Source organism: Kitasatospora kazusensis (assembly GCF_039529945.1).
Lineage (GTDB): Bacteria > Actinomycetota > Actinomycetes > Streptomycetales > Streptomycetaceae > Kitasatospora > Kitasatospora kazusensis.
This window is the reverse complement of sequence record NZ_BAAANT010000040.1, coordinates 11,435-29,816: the sequence shown is the minus strand read 5'-3', so window position 1 is coordinate 29,816 and position 18,382 is coordinate 11,435. Positions and strand designations below refer to the sequence as shown.

Sequence of the window (18,382 nt, the reverse complement as noted above, 5' to 3'; positions counted from 1 at the left end):
GGTGCGGGTCTCACCAGTTAGACGGTTCGCAGCGGCATTCGGTCACACGTGTGTGCGACTCGATACAGAATTATGTTCGACCGATGATGGTCGACGGTACCTCAGGTGCGGTCGGTCTCCGGGCCGGCGCCTTCGAGCATCCGGCGCAGCAGGTCCCGCAGCGTCGTCCGCTCCTGATCGTCGAGCGTGGCCAGCGGCTCGCGGGCGAAGTTGAGCGACTCGCGCAGCTCCTCGCTCGCGGAGCCGCCCGCCTCGGTCGCGGCCACCAGCTTGACCCGGCGGTCCTGGGGGTCCGCCTGGCGGGTGACGAAGCCGCGGGCCTCCAGGCGGTCGACGATCCCGGTGATGTTGGAGGGCTCGCAGCTCAGCGTCTGGGCGATGTGCCGCATCGGCATCGGGCCGCGCCGCAGCAGCGCGAGCACCTTGGCCTGCGCGCCGGTGAGCGAGCGGGCGGCGGCGGCCTCCTCGTACTCGCGGTGGAAGAGGGCGACCAGGCCCGCCATGAGATCCACGACCTCGCGGGTGATCGCGTCGGCGGGCGGCCGGCCGGCCGGGGCCGGCGTGCTCTCCGCGGCGGGGGTCTCCGTGCTGGGGGTCTCCACGGCAGTCTGCTCCATGGCAGTCAGTCTAGCTGAACATTTGACAACGTGAACCTTTCATGTCCACGATTGCTTTATATGGTCAACCTTTCAGGTGGGCCGCTGCTACGGAGAACGTCCCGAGGGAGCAGAACGATGTCGGAGCACGCAACGCCCGCAGTCGGCCGCGAGTGGCACCTGGCGGCGCGTCCGCAGGGCTGGCCCACAACCGAGGACTTCGCCCTGGTCGAGGCCCCCGTCCGGCAGCCGGGCCCGGGGGAGATCCTGGTCCGCAACGAGTACCTGTCCGTCGACCCGTACATGCGCGGACGGATGTCGGCGCGCAAGTCCTACGCGGACCCGTACGAACTGGACAAGCCGATGCTGGGCGGCGCGGTCGGCCGCGTCGTCGCCTCGCAGGCGGAGGGCTTCGCCGAGGGCGACCACGTCCTGCACTACTTCGGCTGGCGCGAGTACGCGACGTTCGACGCCAGGACGGCCGTCAAGGTGGATCCGGACGCCGCGCCGCTCTCCGCCTTCCTGGGCGTGCTGGGCATGCCGGGCCTGACCGCCTACGCGGGGCTGACCCGGATCGCGGAGGTCAAGGCCGGCGACGTGGTGTTCGTGTCCGGCGCGGCCGGTGCCGTGGGCGGCATCGTCGGGCAGATCGCCAAGCTGAAGGGCGCGGCACGGGTGATCGGCTCGGCCGGTTCCGACGACAAGGTCAAGCTCCTGGTGGAGGAGTACGGCTTCGACGCCGCGTTCAACTACAAGAACGGCCCGGTCGCCGAGCAGCTCCGGGCGGCCGCGCCCGACGGCATCGACGTGTACTTCGACAACGTGGGCGGCGACCACCTCGAAGCGGCCATCGACGTGCTGAACCTGCACGGCCGCATCGTGGCCTGCGGCATGATCTCGCAGTACAACGCCACCGAGCCCACCCCGGCCCCGCGCAACCTCGCGCAGATCATCGCCAAGCGCTTCCGGATGGAGGGGCTGCTCGTCGGTGACCACTACGACCTCCAGCCGAAGTTCGTCGAGGAGGTCTCGGCGTGGGTGCGCTCGGGCGAGCTGAAGTACCGCGAGACGGTGACCCAGGGCGTCGACAGCGCGGTGGACGCCTTCCTCGGCCTGCTGCGCGGTGACAACACCGGCAAGATGGTCATCCGGCTCGCCTCCTGACCACCGCCCCGCCGGCCCCCTCCCGGGCGGCGTCGGCACGGTGCCCCGCCCGGACCTGATGCACCGTCATCGGCCGTACCGGGCCGACAGCCCCCGCAGATCCGTCTGCGGGGGCTGTTCGCGTACGGGCGTGCGTGGAGGTGAATTCTGGCCTTTCCGACGGACCGTCATGTGACCTCCCGGCGCGGCCGCTACGGTGGGTCCGTCCTCGATGGGGCCGTTCGGGGGAGAGATCCGGGTGAGGGGTGGACCCTGCCGGGGATCCGACTAGCATGGGGTGAAAGCTTGTCCGTTTTGCTCAACTTGATGACCTAATGTCGAATAAGTTGGGTCCCACAGGGGCACTGGGTAGTCAGACAGCAGGACACGACCGGCAACGCGTACGAGGCAGCTGGGGAAGGCGACCCTCGTCCACAGCCTGGAGGTCCCGGTGACGACACGTGGTGTCCTGTACATCCACTCCGCGCCCCGCGCGCTGTGCCCGCACGTCGAGTGGGCGGTGGCGGGCGTGCTCGGCGTGCGGGTCAGCCTCGACTGGATCCGCCAGCCGGCCGCGCCCGGCCACTGGCGCTCCGAGCTCTCCTGGCAGGGAGAGCCCGGCACCGCCTCGAAGCTCGCCTCCGCCCTGCGCGGCTGGCAGTTGATGCGCTACGAGGTGACCAGCGAGCCCTGCCCGACGGCCGAGGGCGAGCGCTACAGCAGCACGCCCACGCTGGGGATCTTCCACGCCGTCACCGGCATGCACGGCGACATCCTGATCCCCGAGGACCGGCTGCGGGCCGTCCTGCTGCGGGCCAAGACCGAGGGCACCGACCTGGAGGCCGACCTGGCCCGCCTGCTCGGCAAGCCCTGGGACGACGAGCTCGAACCCTTCCGCTACGCCGGCGAGGGTGCGCCGGTGCGGTGGCTCCACCAGGTGGTCTGAGCGGTACGAGTCGGGGCGCGGGGAACGTTTCGTGCAGTTCCCCGCGCCCCTGTCGTGGCCGACGTCGGCTAGACGGTGCGGAAGGCCAGCACCACGTTGTGGCCGCCGAAGCCGAACGAGTTGTTCAGCGCCGCGATCCGGCCCTCCTGGGCCAGCTTGCGGGGCTCGACGCGGACGATGTCCGCGTCCACCTCGTCGTCCAGGTCGTCCAGGTTGACGGTCGGCGGGGCCAGGCGGTGGTAGAGCGCCAGCACGGTGGCGACGGTCTCGATGCCGCCGGCGCCGCCCAGCAGGTGGCCGGTCATCGACTTGGTCGCGGAGACCGCGATGTGATCGAGGTGCTCGCCGAGCTCCTTGCGCAGGGCCTTCAGCTCCGCGACGTCACCCTGCGGGGTGGAGGTGGCGTGCGCGTTGACGTGCACGACCTCGGCCTTGTCGAGCTCGTTGCGCTCGAACAGGTCGGCGATCGCACGGGCGACACCGGCGCCGGTCGGCTCGGGCTGGGCGATGTGGTGGGCGTCGGAGGAGAGGCCCTGGCCGACGGCCTCGCAGTAGACCCGTGCGCCGCGTGCGGCGGCGTGCGCCTCGGACTCCAGCACGACCACGCCGGCGCCCTCGCCGAGCACGAAGCCGTCGCGGGCCTTGTCGTACGGGCGGGAGGCGTGCTGCGGGTCGTCGTTCTTCTTGGACATCGCCATCATGTTGGCGAAGGCCACGATCGGCAGCGGGTGGATGGCCGCCTCGGTGCCACCGGCGACCACCACGTCGGCGCGGCCGGTACGGATCATCTCGATCGCGTAGCCGATCGCCTCGGCGCCGGAGGCGCAGGCGGAGACGGGGGTGTGCACACCCGCGCGGGCGCCGACCTCCAGGCCGACGTTGGCCGCCGGGGAGTTGGGCATCAGCATCGGGACGGTGTGCGGGGAGACCTTGCGGACGCCCTTCTCCTTCAGCACGTCGTACTGGTCGAGCAGGGTGGTCACGCCGCCGATGCCGGAGGCGATCACGGCGCCCAGCCGCTCGGGGGCGAGCTTGGAGGACTCGTCGGTGGCGGACACCTCGAAGCCGGCGTCGGCCCAGGCCTCGCGAGCGGCGATCAGCGCGAACTGCGCCGACCGGTCCAGCTTGCGGGTCAGCGGACGCGGCAGGATCTCGCCCGGCTCGACGGCCACGCGGGCGGCGATCCGGACGGGCAGGTCTGCGGCCCACTCCTCGGTCAGCGGGCCCACGCCGGAACGGCCGTCGAGCAGGCCCTCCCAGAACGAGGCGGCGTCGCCGCCCAGCGGCGTGAAGGCGCCGATACCTGTGACGACCACGGTGCGATTTTCAGCGGTCACTGGTTCTTCTTCTTTCACGTGTGGCAGGGGTGGTGGCGAAAGGCCGAGGGTGGTGCGGGTAGTGCGGGAGTGAGTGGTGCGGGTGGCCGGCCGGGGAGCGGGAAGCCCCCCGGCCGGACCGGCCGGCCACGGAGGCCGGCGAGTCGTCGGACGGGGTCCGACGGACGCTGACTGTCAGACGTCGGCGTTGGCGAGGATGAAGTCCACGGCGTCGCCGACGGTCTTGAGGTTCTTGACCTCGTCGTCCGGGATCTTCACCTCGAAGCGCTCCTCGGCGGCCACGACGACCTCGACCATGGACAGCGAGTCGACGTCCAGGTCGTCGGTGAAGGACTTGTCGAGCTCGACGTCCTCGGCCGGGATACCGGCGATCTCGTTGACGATCTCAGCGAGACCTTCCAGGACCTCTGCCTTGGTAGCCATAGTGGCTGCTCCTCTTCACTGTTGGTCGCCCACTGCCCGGGTGGGCAGTCGGCAGGTTTTCTGCCCCGCGCCCGCGGGTGCGGGGCACGGTGGTCTTGCAGGCGGTGACGCCTAGGGGAGAGTAACGACTGTCGCGGCGTAGACCAGACCCGCCCCGAAGCCGATGATCAGCGCGAGGTCCCCGCTTCTCGCTTCGCCGCTCTCCAACATGCGCTCCATCGCCAGCGGGATGGACGCCGCGGAGGTGTTGCCGGTCTCGGTGATGTCGCGGGCGACGGGCACCGAGTCGGGCAGCTGCAGCTTCTTGATCATCGCGTCGGTGATGCGCATGTTCGCTTGGTGGGGGATGAAGGCGCCGAGCTGGTCGGCGGTGATACCGGCGGCGTCCAGCGCCTGCTGGGCCACCTTCGCCATCTCCCAGACGGCCCAGCGGAAGACCGCCTGGCCCTCCATCCGGAGCGCGGGCCACTTGATCTCGGTGCCCGTGCCGTTGACGGCGTCCTCCTTGGCGAAGGCGGTGTCCCAGGCCTGGGTCTGCGAGATCACGTCCTTCTGCGAACCGTCCGAACCCCAGATCACCTTGCCGATGCCGGGGGTGTCGGACGGGCCGACGATCGCGGCGCCCGCGCCGTCGCCGAAGATGAAGGCCGTCGAACGGTCCGTCACATCGGTGAGGTCGCTGAGCCGTTCCACGCCGATCACCAGCACGTACTCGGCGCTGCCGCCGCGCACCATGCCGTCGGCCAGGCTCAGACCGTAGCCGAAGCCCGCGCAGGCCGCCGAGATGTCGAAGGCCGGCGCGGTGCCGCAGCCGAGCCGCTGGGCGATCTCGGTGGCGATGGCCGGAGTCTGCTTGAGGTGCGAGACGGTCGCGACGATCACGCCGCCGATCCGCTCGGGGGCGATCCCGGCCTGCGCGATCGCCTTGCCGGCGGCCTGCACCGACATCTCGGCGACGGTCTCCTCCGGGCCCGCCCAGCGGCGCTCGGCGATGCCGCTGCGGCTGCGGATCCACTCGTCCGAGGAGTCGATCCACTCCAGCACCTCGGTGTTCGGGATCACCCGGACGGGACGGTAGCCGCCCACGCCGTGGATCCGCGCGTACGCGGCGCCGGAGCTCGGCCGGATCCGCGGGGCACCAGAGGCGGCGGGTGTCTCGGGGTTGCTCATGCGACGCGCTCCTGACCGCCGTGCTCCTCGACCAGCGCACGCGCCTTGTCGAGGTCGGCGGGGGTCTTGAGGGCAAGCGTCGCCACACCCTTGAGGTTGCGCTTGACCAGGCCGGTGAGAGTGCCGGCCGGAGCCAGCTCGATCACTGCGGTGGCACCCAGCTGCTGGAGCGTCTCCATGCACAGGTCCCAGCGGACCGGGTTGGAGACCTGCGACACCAGGCGGCTGAGCACCTCGGCACCGGACGCGACGACCTCGCCGTCCTTGTTCGAGACGTAGGCGACCTGCGGGTCGGCGACGGTCAGGCTCGGCGCCAGGTTGGCGAGCCGTTCGACGCCGGGGGTCATGTGCTGGGTGTGGAACGCACCGGCGACCTTCAGCGCGATCACCCGGGAGCCGGCCGGCGGGTCGGCCCGGAGCGCCGCCAGCTGGTCCAGCGTGCCGGCCGCGACGATCTGGCCGCCGCCGTTGTTGTTCGCCGCCGTCAGGCCGTGTTCGGCCAGCTTGGCCGCGACGGCCTCCGGGTCGCCGCCCAGCAGGGCGGCCATCCCGGTCGGGGTGAGGGCGGCGGCGTCGGCCATCGCGAGGCTGCGCTCGCGGACGAAGGTGAGGGCGTCGTGTGCGCTGAGCACACCGGCACCGGCGGCGGCGGTGATCTCACCGACGCTGTGGCCGGCGACCGCGCCGACCAGCTTGCGGGCCTCCGCCTCGTCCGGGAACAGGGCGCGCGCGGTGAGCAGACCGGCCGCCACCAGCAGGGGCTGGGCGACGGCGGTGTCCTTGATCTCCTCCTCGCTGCCCTCGGTACCGAAGCGGACAAGGTCGAGCCCGGCGACGGCGGACCAGCGCTGGAGCTGGTCGTCCGTGCCGGGCAGCTCCAGCCAGGAGCTGAGGAAGCCGGGGGTCTGGGCACCCTGTCCGGGGGCAACGATTACGAGCACGGTTCAACCCTCTCTCGCCGGGCGCCCGGGGGCGGGTAGGCGACGGTAACGAAGAAAAGCACGTCGGTTTGTGGATTCCCTACAGCCCGGTCATCCCTGTTCGACGACCGATCCGAGACGGCCCAGCGCAAGTGCGATGCGCAGGGTGAAGGCCGAACGCACGTCGGAGGGAGCATAGCCCGTGACGTCAGTCACACGTCTCAGCCGGTAGCGCACGGTGTTCGGGTGCACAAAGAGCATCCGGGCCGCACCCTCCAGGGAGGAGGCCTGTTCCAGGTAGACGCTCAGCGTCTCCAGGAGTGCCGAACCGGCCTCGTCCAGCGGTGTGTAGATCTCCTCCACCAGCTGGCGCCGGGCGGCCTGGTCGCCCGCCAGGGCGCGTTCGGGCAGCAGATCGTCCGCCAGGACCGGGCGCGGTGCGTCCGGCCAGGCGGCGCACGCCTTGAGGCCCGCCGCGGCGGCGTGGGCGGACCTGGTCGCCGACAGCAGGTCGCCGACGGTCGGGCCGACCACCACCGGGCCGGGGGCGAACTGGCCGATCAGGGCCCGCGCGGCGTGCACCGGCTCCTTGTCGCCGCCCACCACGACCACCAGCCGCTTGCCCAACACGCCGGTGAGGACGTGGAGTTTGGCGTACCGGGAGGCCCGCCGGATCGCCTCGACCACCAACTCGCTGTCCCCGTCCGGGGCGCTGCCCATGATCACCAGCACCTTGCTCGGCTGGCCCCAGCCGAGCGCGGCGGCGCGCGAGAGCACGCCCTCGTCCGCGTCGCCGGACAGCAGCGAGTTGACGACCAGCGCCTCCAGCCGGGCGTCCCAGGCACCGCGCGCCTCGGCGGCCTGGGCATAGACCTGGGCGGTCGCGAAGGCGATCTCCCGGGCGTAGACCAGCACCGACTCGCGCATCCCGGCCTCGTCGCCCGGGGCGGCCACCTCCTCGATGGCCTCCTCCATCACCTCGATCGTGGTGCGGATCAGCTCGACGGTCTGCCGCAGGGTGATCGCCCGGGTCAGCTCGCGCGGCGCGGTGCCGAACACGTCCGTGCTGATCGCCTGCGGCGCGTCCGGGCGCCGGTACCACTCGGTGAAGGCGGCGATACCGGCCTGCGCGACCAGTCCGATCCAGGAGCGGTGCTCCGGCGGCATCCGCCGGTACCAGCCCAACTGGTCGTCCATCCTGGCGATCGCGGCGGTGGCGAGTTTGCCCGAGGACTTCTCCAGCCGTTTGAGCGTCGCGGCACGGAGTTCGGCCCGCTCGGTGGCGAGCCGGCGCTCCTGGGCCGTGAGGCGTCCGCGCCGGGCGGGGGCCTTCGCCTCCGGGCCCTTGCCGTCCGGGGCTCCGCCGCCCGCCGGGCTCGCGGACGCGGCCTCGCCGGGCGCGGCCTTCTTGGCGGCGGTCCTCTTGGCTGCGGTCTTCTTGTCGGAATTCGCTGAAGCGGCTGGCACAGGACAAGACTGCCTCACCGCGGCCGGTGCTCGCGCACGCCCCCACCGGATAGGCCCGGTGGCCCCGGTCACACCCGATACGGTGGTGGCCGTGACCGACGCTTCCACCCGGCCCCGGGCCGACCTCCGCCGCGCCGCCGAACGCTACCGCTCCGAGCCCGCCGAGGGCATCGAGACCCGGCACGCGTTCTCCTTCGCGGGGCACTACGACCCGAAGAACACCCACTTCGGAGCCCTGCTGGCCTGCAACGAGGAGACCCTGGCCCCCGGCGCGGGCTTCGACGAGCACAAGCACCGGGACACCGAGATCCTCACCTGGGTGGTCGAGGGCGCACTCGCCCACCGCGACGGCGACGGCCACGCGGGCGTCGTCCGCCCGGGCATGCTCCAGCACCTCGGCGCCGGCTCCGGTGTCACCCACACGGAGCGCAACGTGGGCGGCGCCCAGGTGCCGGTGCGCTTCCTCCAGCTGTGGCTCCAGCCCGACACCTTCGACGCACCACCCGTGTACGGGCTGCGCCGGGTCGAGCCCGAGCCCGACGGCCTGACCCTGCTGGCCTCCGGGCTGCCCCGGCACGCCGGGTCCGCCGCACTGCGGCTGCGCCGCAGCGACGCGGCGCTGTACCTGGTCACGGCCGGCCCCTGGGAGCAGCTGCCGACGCTGCCGGAGGCGCCGTACCGCTACCTCCACCTGACGGCGGGCGGCCTCGGCTACCGCACCGTGCCCGGCCCGCACGGCGCCGGCCACTCCATGTCGCCCGGCGACAGCGTCCGCGCCACCGGCCCCGCGTTCGCCGACCCGATGGCGGGGCCGGAGGGGGCGGAGCTGCTGCTCCTTGAGATGCACTCGGCGGTCTCGTACGGCTGAGGGCAACCCCCCAGGGGCGCGGGGTGCGCGTACGCAACCGGTCAACCACAGCAGGGGCGCCGCGTGATCTGTGGGCACACGGGCAACCACAGCAGGGGCGCGGGGAACTGCGCGATCAACCGTCGACGTACGTTGTGCCTCGGTCGCGCAGTTCCCCGCGCCCCTGGGGGGACCCGTCAGCCGCCGAGTTCGGCGAGCACCGCGTCGGTGAAGGGCGGCCAGGCCTCCGCCGCCCAGGGGCCGAAGTCGAGGTCGGTCAGGGCGATGCAGGCCGCGTCCGCGACCGGGTCGACCCAGAGGAAGGTGCCGGACTGGCCGAAGTGCCCGAAGGTCTGCGGCGAGCTGCTCGCGCCGGTCCAGTGCGGGGACTTGTCGCCGCGGATCTCGAAGCCGAGGCCCCAGTCGTTGGGGCGGCGGTGTCCGAAACCGGGCAGGACGCCGCTGAGGCCGGGGAAGGCGACCTCGCGGGTGGCGGACCGGACGGTCGACGGGTCCAGCAGCTTGGGTGCCTGGAGCTCGGCGGCGAACCGCGCGAGGTCGGCCACCGTGGAGAGACCGCCCGCACCCGCCGGGGAGCGGTGCGCGGTGTTGAGCAGCGTCGCCCGCATCCCCAGCGGTTCGAACACCGCCTCCGCCGCGTACTGCGCGAAGTGGATGCCGGACGCGGTGGTGAGCGTCTCGGCCAGCACGTCGAACCCGGCGTTCGAGTACAGCCGCCGGGTGCCGGGCGCGGCCATCACCCGGTGCTCGTCGAAGGCCAGTCCCGAGGTGTGCGCCAGCAGGTGCCGTACGGTCGACCCCTCCGGACCCGCCGGGTCGTCCAGCTCGAACACGCCCTCCTCGACCGCCACCAGCACGGTGTACGCGGTGAGCAGCTTGGTCACCGACGCCAGCGGGAACAGCCGCTCCTGCGGCCCGTTCTCCCCCAGCAGCGCGCCGTCCGCGCCTCGTACCACCGCGGTCGCCGCGTTCGGCGCGGGCCAGTCCTCGATCATCCGCAAGCTCTGCATGGGGCGACTTTAGTCATTCGGCCCGACACGCCCCGAGTGGGAGGCTTGCTTGGAGTGCGCTCTAGGTCAGTAGCTTCTTGTTCACCGCAGACAACCGGGGGTACCACGATGGCAACGCTCGCACCGATCCGCGTCGACCTGCTCACCTGCGGCGAGGTGTTCGACGCACCGGACACCGATCCGGACCGGTCGCCCCGCCACAGCATCGGCGAGGTGGCCACGGCCAGCGGCCTGAGTGTCCACACCCTGCGCTGGTACGAGCGGATCGGCCTGCTCGACCCGGTCGACCGCTCGTACTCCGGCCGGCGGCTCTACAGCGACGCGGACCTGGCCAGGCTCGCCTTCCTCGGACGGCTGCGGCTGACCGGCATGCCGGTCGCCCAGATGCTCCGCTATGTGGAGCTGGTCCGGGCCGGCGAGCAGACCTTCGACGCGCGGCGCGACCTGCTGGTCGAGCACCGTGAGGAGGTCCGGCAGAAGCTCGCCGACCTGCACGCGACCCTCGCGGTGCTCGACTACAAGATCGATCTGTACTCCCAACTCCAGGCCCGCAGTCCGGCAGGCAGTCAGCCGGACGGTCAGACAGACAGGAAACTGAGCGCATGAGCCTTCCCACCGCCGCCCTCGGCACCAACGGTCCCACCGTCGGCATCCAGGGCCTCGGCTGCATGGGCATGAGCGAGTTCTACGGCCCGACCGACGCCGACGAGGCGCTGGCGACGCTGGACTCCGCCCTGGAGCTGGGCGTCACCCTCTTCGACACCGCCGACATCTACGGCGCCGGCGCCAACGAGGAGCTGATCGGCCCGTTCGTCCGGGCCAACCGCGAGCGGGTCGTGCTGGCCACCAAGTTCGCCATCGAGCGCCGCGCGGACGACCCGGCCTACCGGGGGATCCGGAACGAGCCGGCCTACATCCGCACCGCGGTGGACGCCTCGCTGCGCCGCCTGGGCGTGGACGTCATCGACGTGTACTACATGCACCGCCGCAACCCCGCCGTCCCGCTGGCCGAGTCGGTCGGGGCGATGGCGGAGCTGGTGCAGGCCGGCAAGGTCCGTCACCTGGGGCTCTCCGAGGTGACCGGGGACGAGCTGCGCGAGGCGTACGCGGTGCACCCGATCGCCGCCGTGCAGTCCGAGTGGTCGATCTTCTCCCGGGACGTCGAGGACACCGCCGTCCCGGCCGCCGCCGAACTCGGTGTCGCGTTCGTCCCGTACTCGCCGCTCGGGCGGGGCTTCCTCACCGGGGCCTTCGCCGCCGCCGAGGAGCTCAGCAAGGACGACTACCGCCGCCAGCACCCGCAGTTCAGCGGCCCCAACGCCGCCGCGAACGCCGCCCTGGTGGCCCCGATCCAGAAGATCGCCGCCGGCCGGGGCGTCAGCGCCGCACAGGTCGCGCTCGCCTGGGTGCAGCAGCGCGCCGAGGTGCACGGCCTGACGGTCGTGCCGATCCCCGGCACCCGCAAGCGCACCCGCCTCGCCGAGAACACCGCCGCCGCGACCCTGCGGCTCACCGCCGAGGAGCTCGCCGCCCTGGAGCCGATCGCCGGCCAGGTCACCGGCAACCGCTACGCCGACATGACCTTCACCTCGGCGGGGCGCGAGTAACCTCCGCCGACCGCCCGGCGGGGGCGCCGGAACCACGCGGACGGTACGCGGTTCCGGCGCCCCCGCCGGGCCGGCCGTTATGCCCGGCCCAGCCAGGCGGCCAGCCGGGTGGTGGGGTCGGCGTCGGCCGGGGCCGGGCGGACGGGGCCGAACGGCACCCCCGGGCCGCGCCGTTCGGCGGGCAGCGCCTGCTCGGCGAACGCGAGCGCGACGCGGCCCAGTTCCTCGTCCAGGACGGTGCCGGGGGCGACCGCCTGCGCCAGGTCCCAGGAGTGGGTGACCAGCTCCATGAAGTAGCCGCCCAGCGCGGCCCGCCCGGGCACCGTGCCCCACGGCACCGCCGTCGGGCGCTCCAGCGTGGCGTCGTCCGCCCAGGCGGCGGCCATCCGGGCCCGGGCCCGGCCGAGCACGGCCGGCCAGGCGTCGTCGGCGGCCTCGCCGACCAGCGCGGCCACGTCCGTGGGGTGCCCGCCCTCGCCGATGTACGCGGCGCGGTGCATCCCGCCGACGGTGTGGCTGAGCAGCGCCCGCACGTCGAACTCCTCGCAGGGAGTGGGCAGTCCGAGCTGCTCCGGCGTGACGGCGTCGATCAGCTTCGCCAGCTGGTCGGCGGCGTCCTGGTACAGCGGGCGGAGGTCGGTGGTGGCGTCCATGGGGGCAACTCCTCGGCTTTGTACGGGATTTCCTGCGTGCTGTCCTACGAGGAGCACTCTCCCGGAGATACCTGACATCTTGTGTCAGGTATTACTCTTCGGTCCGTGAAAGCCGACCGTCTGCTCTCGATCCTGCTGCTGCTCCAGACCCGGGGGCAGGTCCCGGCGGCCGAGCTCGCCGAGCGGCTGGAGGTCTCCGTCCGGACCGTCTACCGGGACGTCGACGCGCTCTCGGCGGCCGGGGTGCCGGTCTGGGCCGAGCGTGGACGGCACGGCGGGATCAACCTGCTGCCCGGCTACCGCACCGACGTCACCGGGCTGACGAGCGACGAGGCCCGCGCACTGTTCGTCCTCGCCTCGCAGGGCGCGCACGACGCGCTCGGGCTCGGCAGCGCGATCGGCTCGGCCCTGCGCAAGGTGATGGCCGCGCTGCCGGCCCCGCACCGCCCGGCCGCCGAACGGACCAGCGAGCGCATCCTGGTCGACCCGCACCGCTGGCAGCGCCCGGCACCCTCCGGCGCCGTCGAACTGGGCGAACTGCAGCACGCCGTACTCACCGACCGGCGGTTGGCGCTGCGCTACCGGCACAGCGGCGCGCCCGCGCCGAGCGAGTACCTGGTCGACCCGTACGGACTGGTGAGCAAGGCGGGTGTCTGGTACCTGGTGGCGGATCTGGCGGCCGAGCCGAGGCTGTTCCGGGTGGAGCGGATCCTGACGGCGGTGGCCCGGGAGGAGCCGGTCCGGCGCCGGGACGGGGCCGGCCTGGCCGAGGTCTGGGCGGTGCTGCGCGAGCAGGTCGAACGGCGGGCGGTCGGGGTCCGGGTGTCGGCCCGGGTCCACAGCCGGCGGCTGGAGATGCTGCTGCGGATCCACGCGGGCCTGCTGGTCTCGGAGCCGGGGCCGGCCGAAGACGGTTGGACGGAGCTGGAGTTCGGCTTCGAGGTGCTCGGTGCCGTCCGGGTGCTGCTGCCGTACGGGGCCGACCTGGAGGTGCTCGCACCGCCGGAGGCCCGCGCCGAACTGGCCCGGGTGGCGGCGGAGATCACCGAGTTGTACGCGGACTGACGGCACTGCGGGCCGGCCGGGGCGGCCGGCCCGCAGGAGGGTGGGTCAGACCGGGCCGCCGGTCTTGCACATCTGCCGGGTGGTCACCGAGGTCTGCGACCCGGTGGCGTCGGTGATGGTGGCGGTGATCGTGACGGGGTACCAGGAGCTCCCGCAGGTGACCATGAAGTCGTCCGGGTAGTTGGCGACGATCTTGTAGTAGTTGTCGGCCGACCAGCTCACCGTGAACGGCGAGACGGCGGAGGTCGTGAGACCGCACTCGATGTCACCGGAGTTCCCGCCGGTGCCCTCCGCGAAGCAGGAGAGCGAGGCGCTGATGGTGGCCGGCGCGGCCTGGGCGGCCGGCGCGGCGACGAGTGCGGCGGAGCAGGCCAGCGCGGCGCCGGCGCCGGTCAGTGCGACGCGGCCGGTCTTCGTGCGTATGGAGCGAAGGCTCATGTGAACTCCCGATGCCAGATGGGCGGTTGACGTGGGGGTGTACGTCGGGTGCCTGGGTCGCGTCCCTGGTGGGTTTCGCTGTGCCGACTCTGACAGTTGGTCAGTTCGTCGTACAGGGGTGTCGGACCGATCGGCGCCCGGGGGAGCGGAATGGCCGGATCCGGCCCGGGCCGCCCTTCGGCCTCGCCCGGGAGAGTCAACGAACTCGCTGGTCAGGGGCCTGATGCCGGGCCGGGCGAGGGGTTCTCGGGCGGCCCCGCCGAGGTGTCCTGCGAGGCGGGGCGGCGGCGGTGGGGCGCCGTGGCGGGTGGCCGGGGCCGGCGTCGTCGGTGCGGGCCGGGGAGGTTCGACCAGGCCCGTCGGGTGTACGAACGCCTCGGGCGGGCGGCCATGACCGCTCCGAGGCCCGGAGCGGCTCCGGATTTCAGCTGAGATGAATTTTAGCCAGTCCCCGCATCATGAAAGCCTATGCCGGACCCCTGCCCACTCCGCCGGACAGGCTCTTGCTGGGCCCCGGCCGGGCTCCGCACAGGCTCCGTACAAGCCCCGGACTAGCCGGCCGACGGGTGGCTGACGCTCTGGTAGAGCCCGAGCGCGATGGCGCCGAAGTTGTGCAGGCTGGCGGTGTTGGCGGCCAGGTAGCCGGTGTGGCCGGCGGCTCCGGCGGAGGAGATCTCCTCGGCGCCGAAGTCCGCGCCGGTCGGGTCGGCGCCGTGGCCGAGGCCGCCGACCTCCAGGTACGGGACGTTGCCGATCCAGTCGCTGGGGTTGCGGGTCGCCCAGACCCGGACGCCGCTGCCCAGTTCGGAGGCGTCCTGGACGCCCATGCCCGGGCTGCCGAAGACGACCAGGTCGGTGGCGCCCGCGCCGTCGTGGATCTTCGGGGCGGCCACGCCGCAGACCACCGAGCCGTAGCTGTGGCAGAACAGGGTGGGCGGGGAGTCCGGCGCGCTGGTGACGGCGAGCCCGCCGAGCAGGCGCTCCAGGCGGGGGGCCGCGACGTCGGCCAGTCGCGAGGTGACGGCGTCCGGGCCGAGGCCGGAGGGGGTGACGTACCCCGTCCAGGCGATGACGGCCGTGTGGCCGTCCGGGGACTGCCGGTGCTCCTCGGCGACCAGGGCGCGGGCCATCCCGGCGGGGGAGCGCAGCGGGTCGGCGGACTGGTCGAAGTGGGCCAGGTCGGCGTCGGAGCCGGGCACCAGGACGGCGACCCGCTGGGCGGTGCCGAGGTCGCCGTACACCTCGCTGACCAGGCCGCGTCCGCGCGGGTCGAAGGCCAGGATCTGGCGGCCCTTGGCCAGCAGCGCGGTGCTGTCGTTGACGCGGGACTCGGCCAGCGCGCGGGTGGTGGAGTCCAGCGTGCGGTCGTTGGCCTGGGCGCGGACGCGGTCGATCTCGGCGGCGATGGCGACCCGGTTGGCCTGGTAGCGCAGCGCGAGCGGCGCGCCGTCGAGGTTGCCGACGACCAGCGGGTACTCGGCGATCAGCCGGGTGGCCTGCTCGGGGGTGATCGAGGCGAAGAAGGCGGCGACCGTCCGGGCGTCGGCGGTGGCCGGGTCCGGCAGGGACCGGCCGAGCGAGTGGTCCGCCGTCCAGGCGGCGCTGCCGGCCGGCGGGGTGGTGATGGCGACCTGCTCGTTGGCGGCGGCGGCCTGGGCCGCGGCCGCACCGGCGTCCACCAGGACGGCAGAGGCCGCGAAGACACCTATCAGGATGCGCTTGACCCGCCTGCGCTGCATGGCGCCAACTCCCTCGGACCCTTGATCTTCACAGCGGGCCGGGCCCGATGGCGGTTCGACTGCTAACTGCCTACTGCTCGTCAGCCAGCGTAGGTGCTGGGAGCAGTGGGCGAGCAGAGTCTAAACTGTGGGAAGCCTCACAGGCCGGTTCCGGCCTGTTCGGCGCCCGTCCGCAGTAACGGAACCCTGGCATCCGGGCTCCGCTGTAGCGGATCTTGCTGTACTGGATCTTGCCGTACCGGTCCCGATCGCGTCGAGCCCTCCGGGCGTTTGCGGAGGCTTCCCTCGGGTTTCCGGAGGATTCCCCCCCCAGGTGGCGGCCTGCCGCCCGGCGGCCGGACGGCCTCTAGACGGCGGGCCGCCAGTCGCCCGCCAGGGCGGGGCCGAGCTGGTCGAAGTGCCGCTCGATCAGGTTGATCATGCCTTCGGAGCCCGAGCTCTCGACCTCGGCACTCCAGGACAGGTGCGCCGAGCGCAGGACGCCGCCGAAGACGGCCGCCATCACCCGGGGACGCAGGTCGACGGCGGGGTCGAGGCCCTCGCGCTCGGCCAGGATCCCGGCCACGATCTGCTCCTGCTCGGTGATCCGGCGCAGGTGCGCGGCGAGCAGGGTGGGGGTGCTCTCGATCAGCTGGATCAGTTCCAGGGCCGCCGTGATGCTGCTCGGCCGGCCGTCCGGGGAGCCGCCGAGCTCGCGCCAGGTCCGGACGATGGCGTGCCGCAAGGCCTGGAGGGGATTCTCGGCGGCGGGGCGCTCGCGCAGGTTGGCCACGAAGTGGTCCTCGGCGTCGGCCAGGATCGCGAGCGCGACCTCGTCCTTGTTGGCGAAGTACCGGAAGAAGGTCCGCTGTGAGACGTCCACGGCGGCGGCGATCTCGTCCACGGTGGTGCGGGCGTAGCCCTGCTCCAGGAAGAGCCGGTGGGCGGACTCGACCAGGGCGTCCCGGGTGCGCTGCTTCTTGCGTTCGCGCAGGCCGGGGACCCGGTGGGGCTGGGCGGGGTCCGTGAGCTGCACGGCCATGGGGAGAGCCTTCCGACGTCCGGTGATGGGCACAACGATAGCCGCCTGACATATGTCAGCCGTTAGCACAAGACAGCGTTTGCCGAATGGCAGAGGCTGACATAATCTCCGTGAGGTGGCGCCGCCGGGCCGGAGGACTCGTGGGGACGGGTGCGGGCCGGGGCGCCACCCCGTGTCCCACAGCTCCCGGAGGCGCCGAAGATGAGCCAGTCCACCACCAGGACCGAGCGGACGGACGCCCCGCCGCCGGCCGAGGCGCCGCCCGCCGGGCCGCGCGGGCTGCGGGGCCACCCGTGGCTGACCCTGCTCACGGTCGCCGTGGGCGTGATGATGGTGGCCCTCGACGGCACCGTCGTCGCCATCGCCAACCCCGTCATCCAGACCGACCTGGGCGCCTCGCCCGCCGACATCCAGTGGGTGACCAGCGGCTACCTGCTGGCCCTCGCCGTCTTCCTGATCACCGCGGGCAAGATCGGCGACCGGTTCGGCCACCGGACCACCTTCCTGGTCGGCGCGGCCGGCTTCGCCGCCACCTCGGCCGCGATCGGCTTCGCCACCAACATCCAGACCGTGATCGCCTTCCGCGTCCTCCAGGGCCTGTTCGGCGCGCTGCTCCAGCCCGCCGCCCTGGGCCTGCTGCGCGGCGCCTTCCCGGCCGAGAAGCTGAACATGGCGATCGGCATCTGGGCCGGCGTCATCGGCGCCTCCACGGCGGCCGGCCCGATCGTCGGCGGCCTGCTGGTCGAGCACGTCAGCTGGCAGTCGGTCTTCTTCATCAACATCCCGGTCGGCCTGGCCGCCGTGGCGCTCGGGCTGTGGATCCTGCGGGACGTACGGGCCGCGAACGCCGCCAAGTCCTTCGACGTCCCGGGCATAGCGCTGCTCTCGGCCGCGATGTTCCTGCTGGTCTGGGGCATCATCAAGGCCCCGGCCTGGGGCTGGGGCGCCGGGACCACCTGGCTCTTCCTCGGCGGCGCGCTGGTCGCCCTGGTGGCCTTCGCCCTCTGGCAGACCCGGGCACAGGAGCCGCTGATCCCGCTCACCCTGTTCCGCTCGGTGCCGCTCTCGGCGGGCGCCCTGCTGATGGTCCTGATGGCGTTCGCGTTCTTCGGTGCGATCTTCTTCGTGACCTTCTACCTGCAGAACGTGCACGGCATGACGCCGGTCCAGGCCGGTGTCCACCTGCTGCCGATGACCGGCATGATGATCATCGGAGCCCCGGCCGCCGGAGCCGCCATCGGCAAGGTCGGCCCGCGCATCCCGATCGTGGTCGGCATGCTGCTCACCACCACCGCCATGTACGGGATGTCCACCCTGGACACCGGCTCCGGCACCGGCGTGATGTCGCTCTGGTTCGTCCTGATGGGCCTCGGCATCAGCCCGGTCATGGTCGGTGCCACCGAGGTGATCGTCGGCAACGCCCCGCTGGAGCTGTCCGGTGTGGCCGGCGGGCTCCAGCAGGCCGCGATGCAGGTCGGCGGCAGCCTCGGCACCGCCGTACTGGGCGCGGTGATGGCCTCCAAGGTCGGCTCCGTCCTGCCGGGCAACCTGGCCGGGGCCGGTCTGGCCCTGCCGCCGGGCCCGCAGGGCGACGGGCTCAAGCAGGCCGCCCAGCTCGGCATCACCCCGCCGATGCCGCCCGGCACCCCGCAGCAGGCCGTCCAGGGGATGGCCACCGCCATCCACCACTCCTTCGTCAGCGGGATGTCGATGGCCTTCGCCGTCGCCGCGGTGGTCGCCTTCGCGGCGGCCGTCCTGGGGCTGCTCACCAAGCGCGGCACCGCTGCCGCTGGGCCCTCCGTCCACATTTGAGGCACGTACGCACTTGGGCAACCACAACAGGGGCGCGGGGAACTGCGCACGCAACCGTGCACCTTCGTGGGTGCCTGGTCGCGCAGTTCCCCGCGCCCCTGGGAGGTGCGTGGCTGATCGCCGAGCGCACAGTTCGCCCGGGGCGGGGAGGGGTCGCAGACTTTGGA

18 protein-coding genes are annotated in these 18,382 nt (G+C 72.6%); 7 read left to right on the top strand and 11 right to left on the bottom strand.

What is annotated here, in order from left to right; genetic code table 11:
- Nucleotides 1–101: 101 nt before the first annotated feature.
- Nucleotides 102–617, bottom strand: a complete 516-nt coding sequence (locus ABD330_RS25990; protein WP_425555639.1) for a MarR family winged helix-turn-helix transcriptional regulator — start codon at nt 615–617, stop codon at nt 102–104.
- A gap of 117 nt (nt 618–734) precedes the next feature.
- On the opposite strand from ABD330_RS25990, the gene ABD330_RS25985 reads away from it, so the two are divergent.
- Both ABD330_RS25985 and ABD330_RS25980 read left to right on the top strand, forming a co-directional pair.
- The gene (locus ABD330_RS25985) at nt 735–1,760 is read left to right on the top strand and encodes an NADP-dependent oxidoreductase (RefSeq protein ID WP_344468422.1); all 1,026 of its coding nucleotides are present in this window, start codon (nt 735–737) and stop codon (nt 1,758–1,760) included.
- A 430-nt stretch (nt 1,761–2,190) separates the two neighbouring features.
- A complete protein-coding gene (locus ABD330_RS25980; protein WP_344468421.1) occupies nt 2,191–2,685 on the top strand; it encodes a DUF3145 domain-containing protein in 495 nt (164 codons plus the stop codon).
- Nucleotides 2,686–2,753: 68 nt separating this feature from the next.
- Here ABD330_RS25980 and fabF read toward each other — a convergent pair whose 3' ends face one another.
- The 5 genes from fabF to ABD330_RS25955 all read right to left on the bottom strand — a co-directional run bounded on the left by fabF (nt 2,754) and on the right by ABD330_RS25955 (nt 7,777).
- Entirely contained in the window at nt 2,754–4,022 is a 1,269-nt protein-coding gene (fabF, locus tag ABD330_RS25975) for a beta-ketoacyl-ACP synthase II (RefSeq protein ID WP_344468420.1), read from the bottom strand.
- Between the two features lie 174 nt (nt 4,023–4,196).
- Nucleotides 4,197–4,445: an acyl carrier protein gene (locus tag ABD330_RS25970; protein WP_280714534.1), complete on the bottom strand. Its 249-nt coding sequence runs from the start codon at nt 4,443–4,445 to the stop codon at nt 4,197–4,199.
- A 111-nt stretch (nt 4,446–4,556) separates the two neighbouring features.
- A complete protein-coding gene (locus ABD330_RS25965; protein ID WP_344468419.1) occupies nt 4,557–5,615 on the bottom strand; it encodes a beta-ketoacyl-ACP synthase III in 1,059 nt (352 codons plus the stop codon).
- A complete protein-coding gene (locus tag ABD330_RS25960) occupies nt 5,612–6,556 on the bottom strand; it encodes an ACP S-malonyltransferase (protein WP_344468418.1) in 945 nt (314 codons plus the stop codon). The genes ABD330_RS25965 and ABD330_RS25960 overlap by 4 nt, the downstream gene beginning before the upstream one ends.
- 90 nt (nt 6,557–6,646) lie before the next feature.
- Entirely contained in the window at nt 6,647–7,777 is a 1,131-nt protein-coding gene (locus ABD330_RS25955; protein ID WP_344468456.1) for a PucR family transcriptional regulator, read from the bottom strand.
- Between the two features lie 316 nt (nt 7,778–8,093).
- Between ABD330_RS25955 and ABD330_RS25950 the strand changes: the two genes are divergently transcribed.
- Nucleotides 8,094–8,870, top strand: coding sequence for a pirin family protein (locus tag ABD330_RS25950; protein ID WP_344468417.1), 777 nt, complete (start codon nt 8,094–8,096; stop codon nt 8,868–8,870).
- Nucleotides 8,871–9,046: 176 nt separating this feature from the next.
- Here the strand turns inward: ABD330_RS25950 and ABD330_RS25945 are convergent, their stop codons facing one another.
- The gene (locus ABD330_RS25945; protein WP_344468416.1) at nt 9,047–9,880 is read right to left on the bottom strand and encodes a serine hydrolase domain-containing protein; all 834 of its coding nucleotides are present in this window, start codon (nt 9,878–9,880) and stop codon (nt 9,047–9,049) included.
- A gap of 108 nt (nt 9,881–9,988) precedes the next feature.
- Between ABD330_RS25945 and ABD330_RS25940 the strand changes: the two genes are divergently transcribed.
- On the top strand, nt 9,989–10,486 hold the full coding sequence (locus ABD330_RS25940; protein WP_344468415.1) for a MerR family transcriptional regulator: 498 nt from the start codon (nt 9,989–9,991) through the stop codon (nt 10,484–10,486).
- Nucleotides 10,483–11,487 carry an aldo/keto reductase gene (locus ABD330_RS25935; protein WP_344468414.1) on the top strand — a complete coding sequence of 335 codons (1,005 nt, stop codon included), beginning with the start codon at nt 10,483–10,485 and terminating at the stop codon, nt 11,485–11,487. The genes ABD330_RS25940 and ABD330_RS25935 overlap by 4 nt, the downstream gene beginning before the upstream one ends.
- Before the next feature lie 77 nt (nt 11,488–11,564).
- On the opposite strand, the gene ABD330_RS25930 is transcribed toward ABD330_RS25935, so the two are convergent.
- A complete protein-coding gene (locus ABD330_RS25930; RefSeq protein ID WP_344468413.1) occupies nt 11,565–12,140 on the bottom strand; it encodes a TIGR03086 family metal-binding protein in 576 nt (191 codons plus the stop codon).
- A 105-nt stretch (nt 12,141–12,245) separates the two neighbouring features.
- Between ABD330_RS25930 and ABD330_RS25925 the strand changes: the two genes are divergently transcribed.
- The gene (locus ABD330_RS25925; protein WP_344468412.1) at nt 12,246–13,205 is read left to right on the top strand and encodes a helix-turn-helix transcriptional regulator; all 960 of its coding nucleotides are present in this window, start codon (nt 12,246–12,248) and stop codon (nt 13,203–13,205) included.
- Between the two features lie 45 nt (nt 13,206–13,250).
- On the opposite strand, the gene ABD330_RS25920 is transcribed toward ABD330_RS25925, so the two are convergent.
- The 3 genes from ABD330_RS25920 to ABD330_RS25910 all read right to left on the bottom strand — a co-directional run bounded on the left by ABD330_RS25920 (nt 13,251) and on the right by ABD330_RS25910 (nt 16,403).
- Entirely contained in the window at nt 13,251–13,643 is a 393-nt protein-coding gene (locus ABD330_RS25920) for a hypothetical protein (RefSeq protein WP_344468411.1), read from the bottom strand.
- 551 nt (nt 13,644–14,194) lie between these two features.
- Complete coding sequence (locus ABD330_RS25915) at nt 14,195–15,382, bottom strand: alpha/beta hydrolase (protein ID WP_344468410.1); 1,188 nt, start codon at nt 15,380–15,382, stop codon at nt 14,195–14,197.
- Nucleotides 15,383–15,728: 346 nt separating this feature from the next.
- Nucleotides 15,729–16,403, bottom strand: coding sequence for a TetR/AcrR family transcriptional regulator (locus ABD330_RS25910; RefSeq protein WP_344468409.1), 675 nt, complete (start codon nt 16,401–16,403; stop codon nt 15,729–15,731).
- 201 nt (nt 16,404–16,604) lie between these two features.
- On the opposite strand from ABD330_RS25910, the gene ABD330_RS25905 reads away from it, so the two are divergent.
- Nucleotides 16,605–18,215 (top strand): MFS transporter, encoded by a 1,611-nt coding sequence (locus ABD330_RS25905; protein WP_344468408.1) that lies wholly within the window; start codon nt 16,605–16,607, stop codon nt 18,213–18,215.
- Nucleotides 18,216–18,382 lie beyond the last annotated feature (167 nt).

Bases quoted from the DNA above. Each gene is read 5' to 3' on its own strand.
- ABD330_RS25990 (WP_425555639.1), bottom strand. From the start codon at position 617: ATGGAGCAGACTGCCGTGGAGACCCCCAGCACGGAGACCCCCGCCGCG.
- ABD330_RS25985 (WP_344468422.1), top strand. From the start codon at position 735: ATGTCGGAGCACGCAACGCCCGCAGTCGGCCGCGAGTGGCACCTGGCG.
- ABD330_RS25970 (WP_280714534.1), bottom strand. From the start codon at position 4,445: ATGGCTACCAAGGCAGAGGTCCTGGAAGGTCTCGCTGAGATCGTCAAC.
- ABD330_RS25965 (WP_344468419.1), bottom strand. From the start codon at position 5,615: ATGAGCAACCCCGAGACACCCGCCGCCTCTGGTGCCCCGCGGATCCGG.
- ABD330_RS25945 (WP_344468416.1), bottom strand. From the start codon at position 9,880: ATGCAGAGCTTGCGGATGATCGAGGACTGGCCCGCGCCGAACGCGGCG.
- ABD330_RS25940 (WP_344468415.1), top strand. From the start codon at position 9,989: ATGGCAACGCTCGCACCGATCCGCGTCGACCTGCTCACCTGCGGCGAG.
- ABD330_RS25935 (WP_344468414.1), top strand. From the start codon at position 10,483: ATGAGCCTTCCCACCGCCGCCCTCGGCACCAACGGTCCCACCGTCGGC.
- ABD330_RS25930 (WP_344468413.1), bottom strand. From the start codon at position 12,140: ATGGACGCCACCACCGACCTCCGCCCGCTGTACCAGGACGCCGCCGAC.
- ABD330_RS25920 (WP_344468411.1), bottom strand. From the start codon at position 13,643: ATGAGCCTTCGCTCCATACGCACGAAGACCGGCCGCGTCGCACTGACC.
- ABD330_RS25915 (WP_344468410.1), bottom strand. From the start codon at position 15,382: ATGCAGCGCAGGCGGGTCAAGCGCATCCTGATAGGTGTCTTCGCGGCC.
- ABD330_RS25910 (WP_344468409.1), bottom strand. From the start codon at position 16,403: ATGGCCGTGCAGCTCACGGACCCCGCCCAGCCCCACCGGGTCCCCGGC.
- ABD330_RS25905 (WP_344468408.1), top strand. From the start codon at position 16,605: ATGAGCCAGTCCACCACCAGGACCGAGCGGACGGACGCCCCGCCGCCG.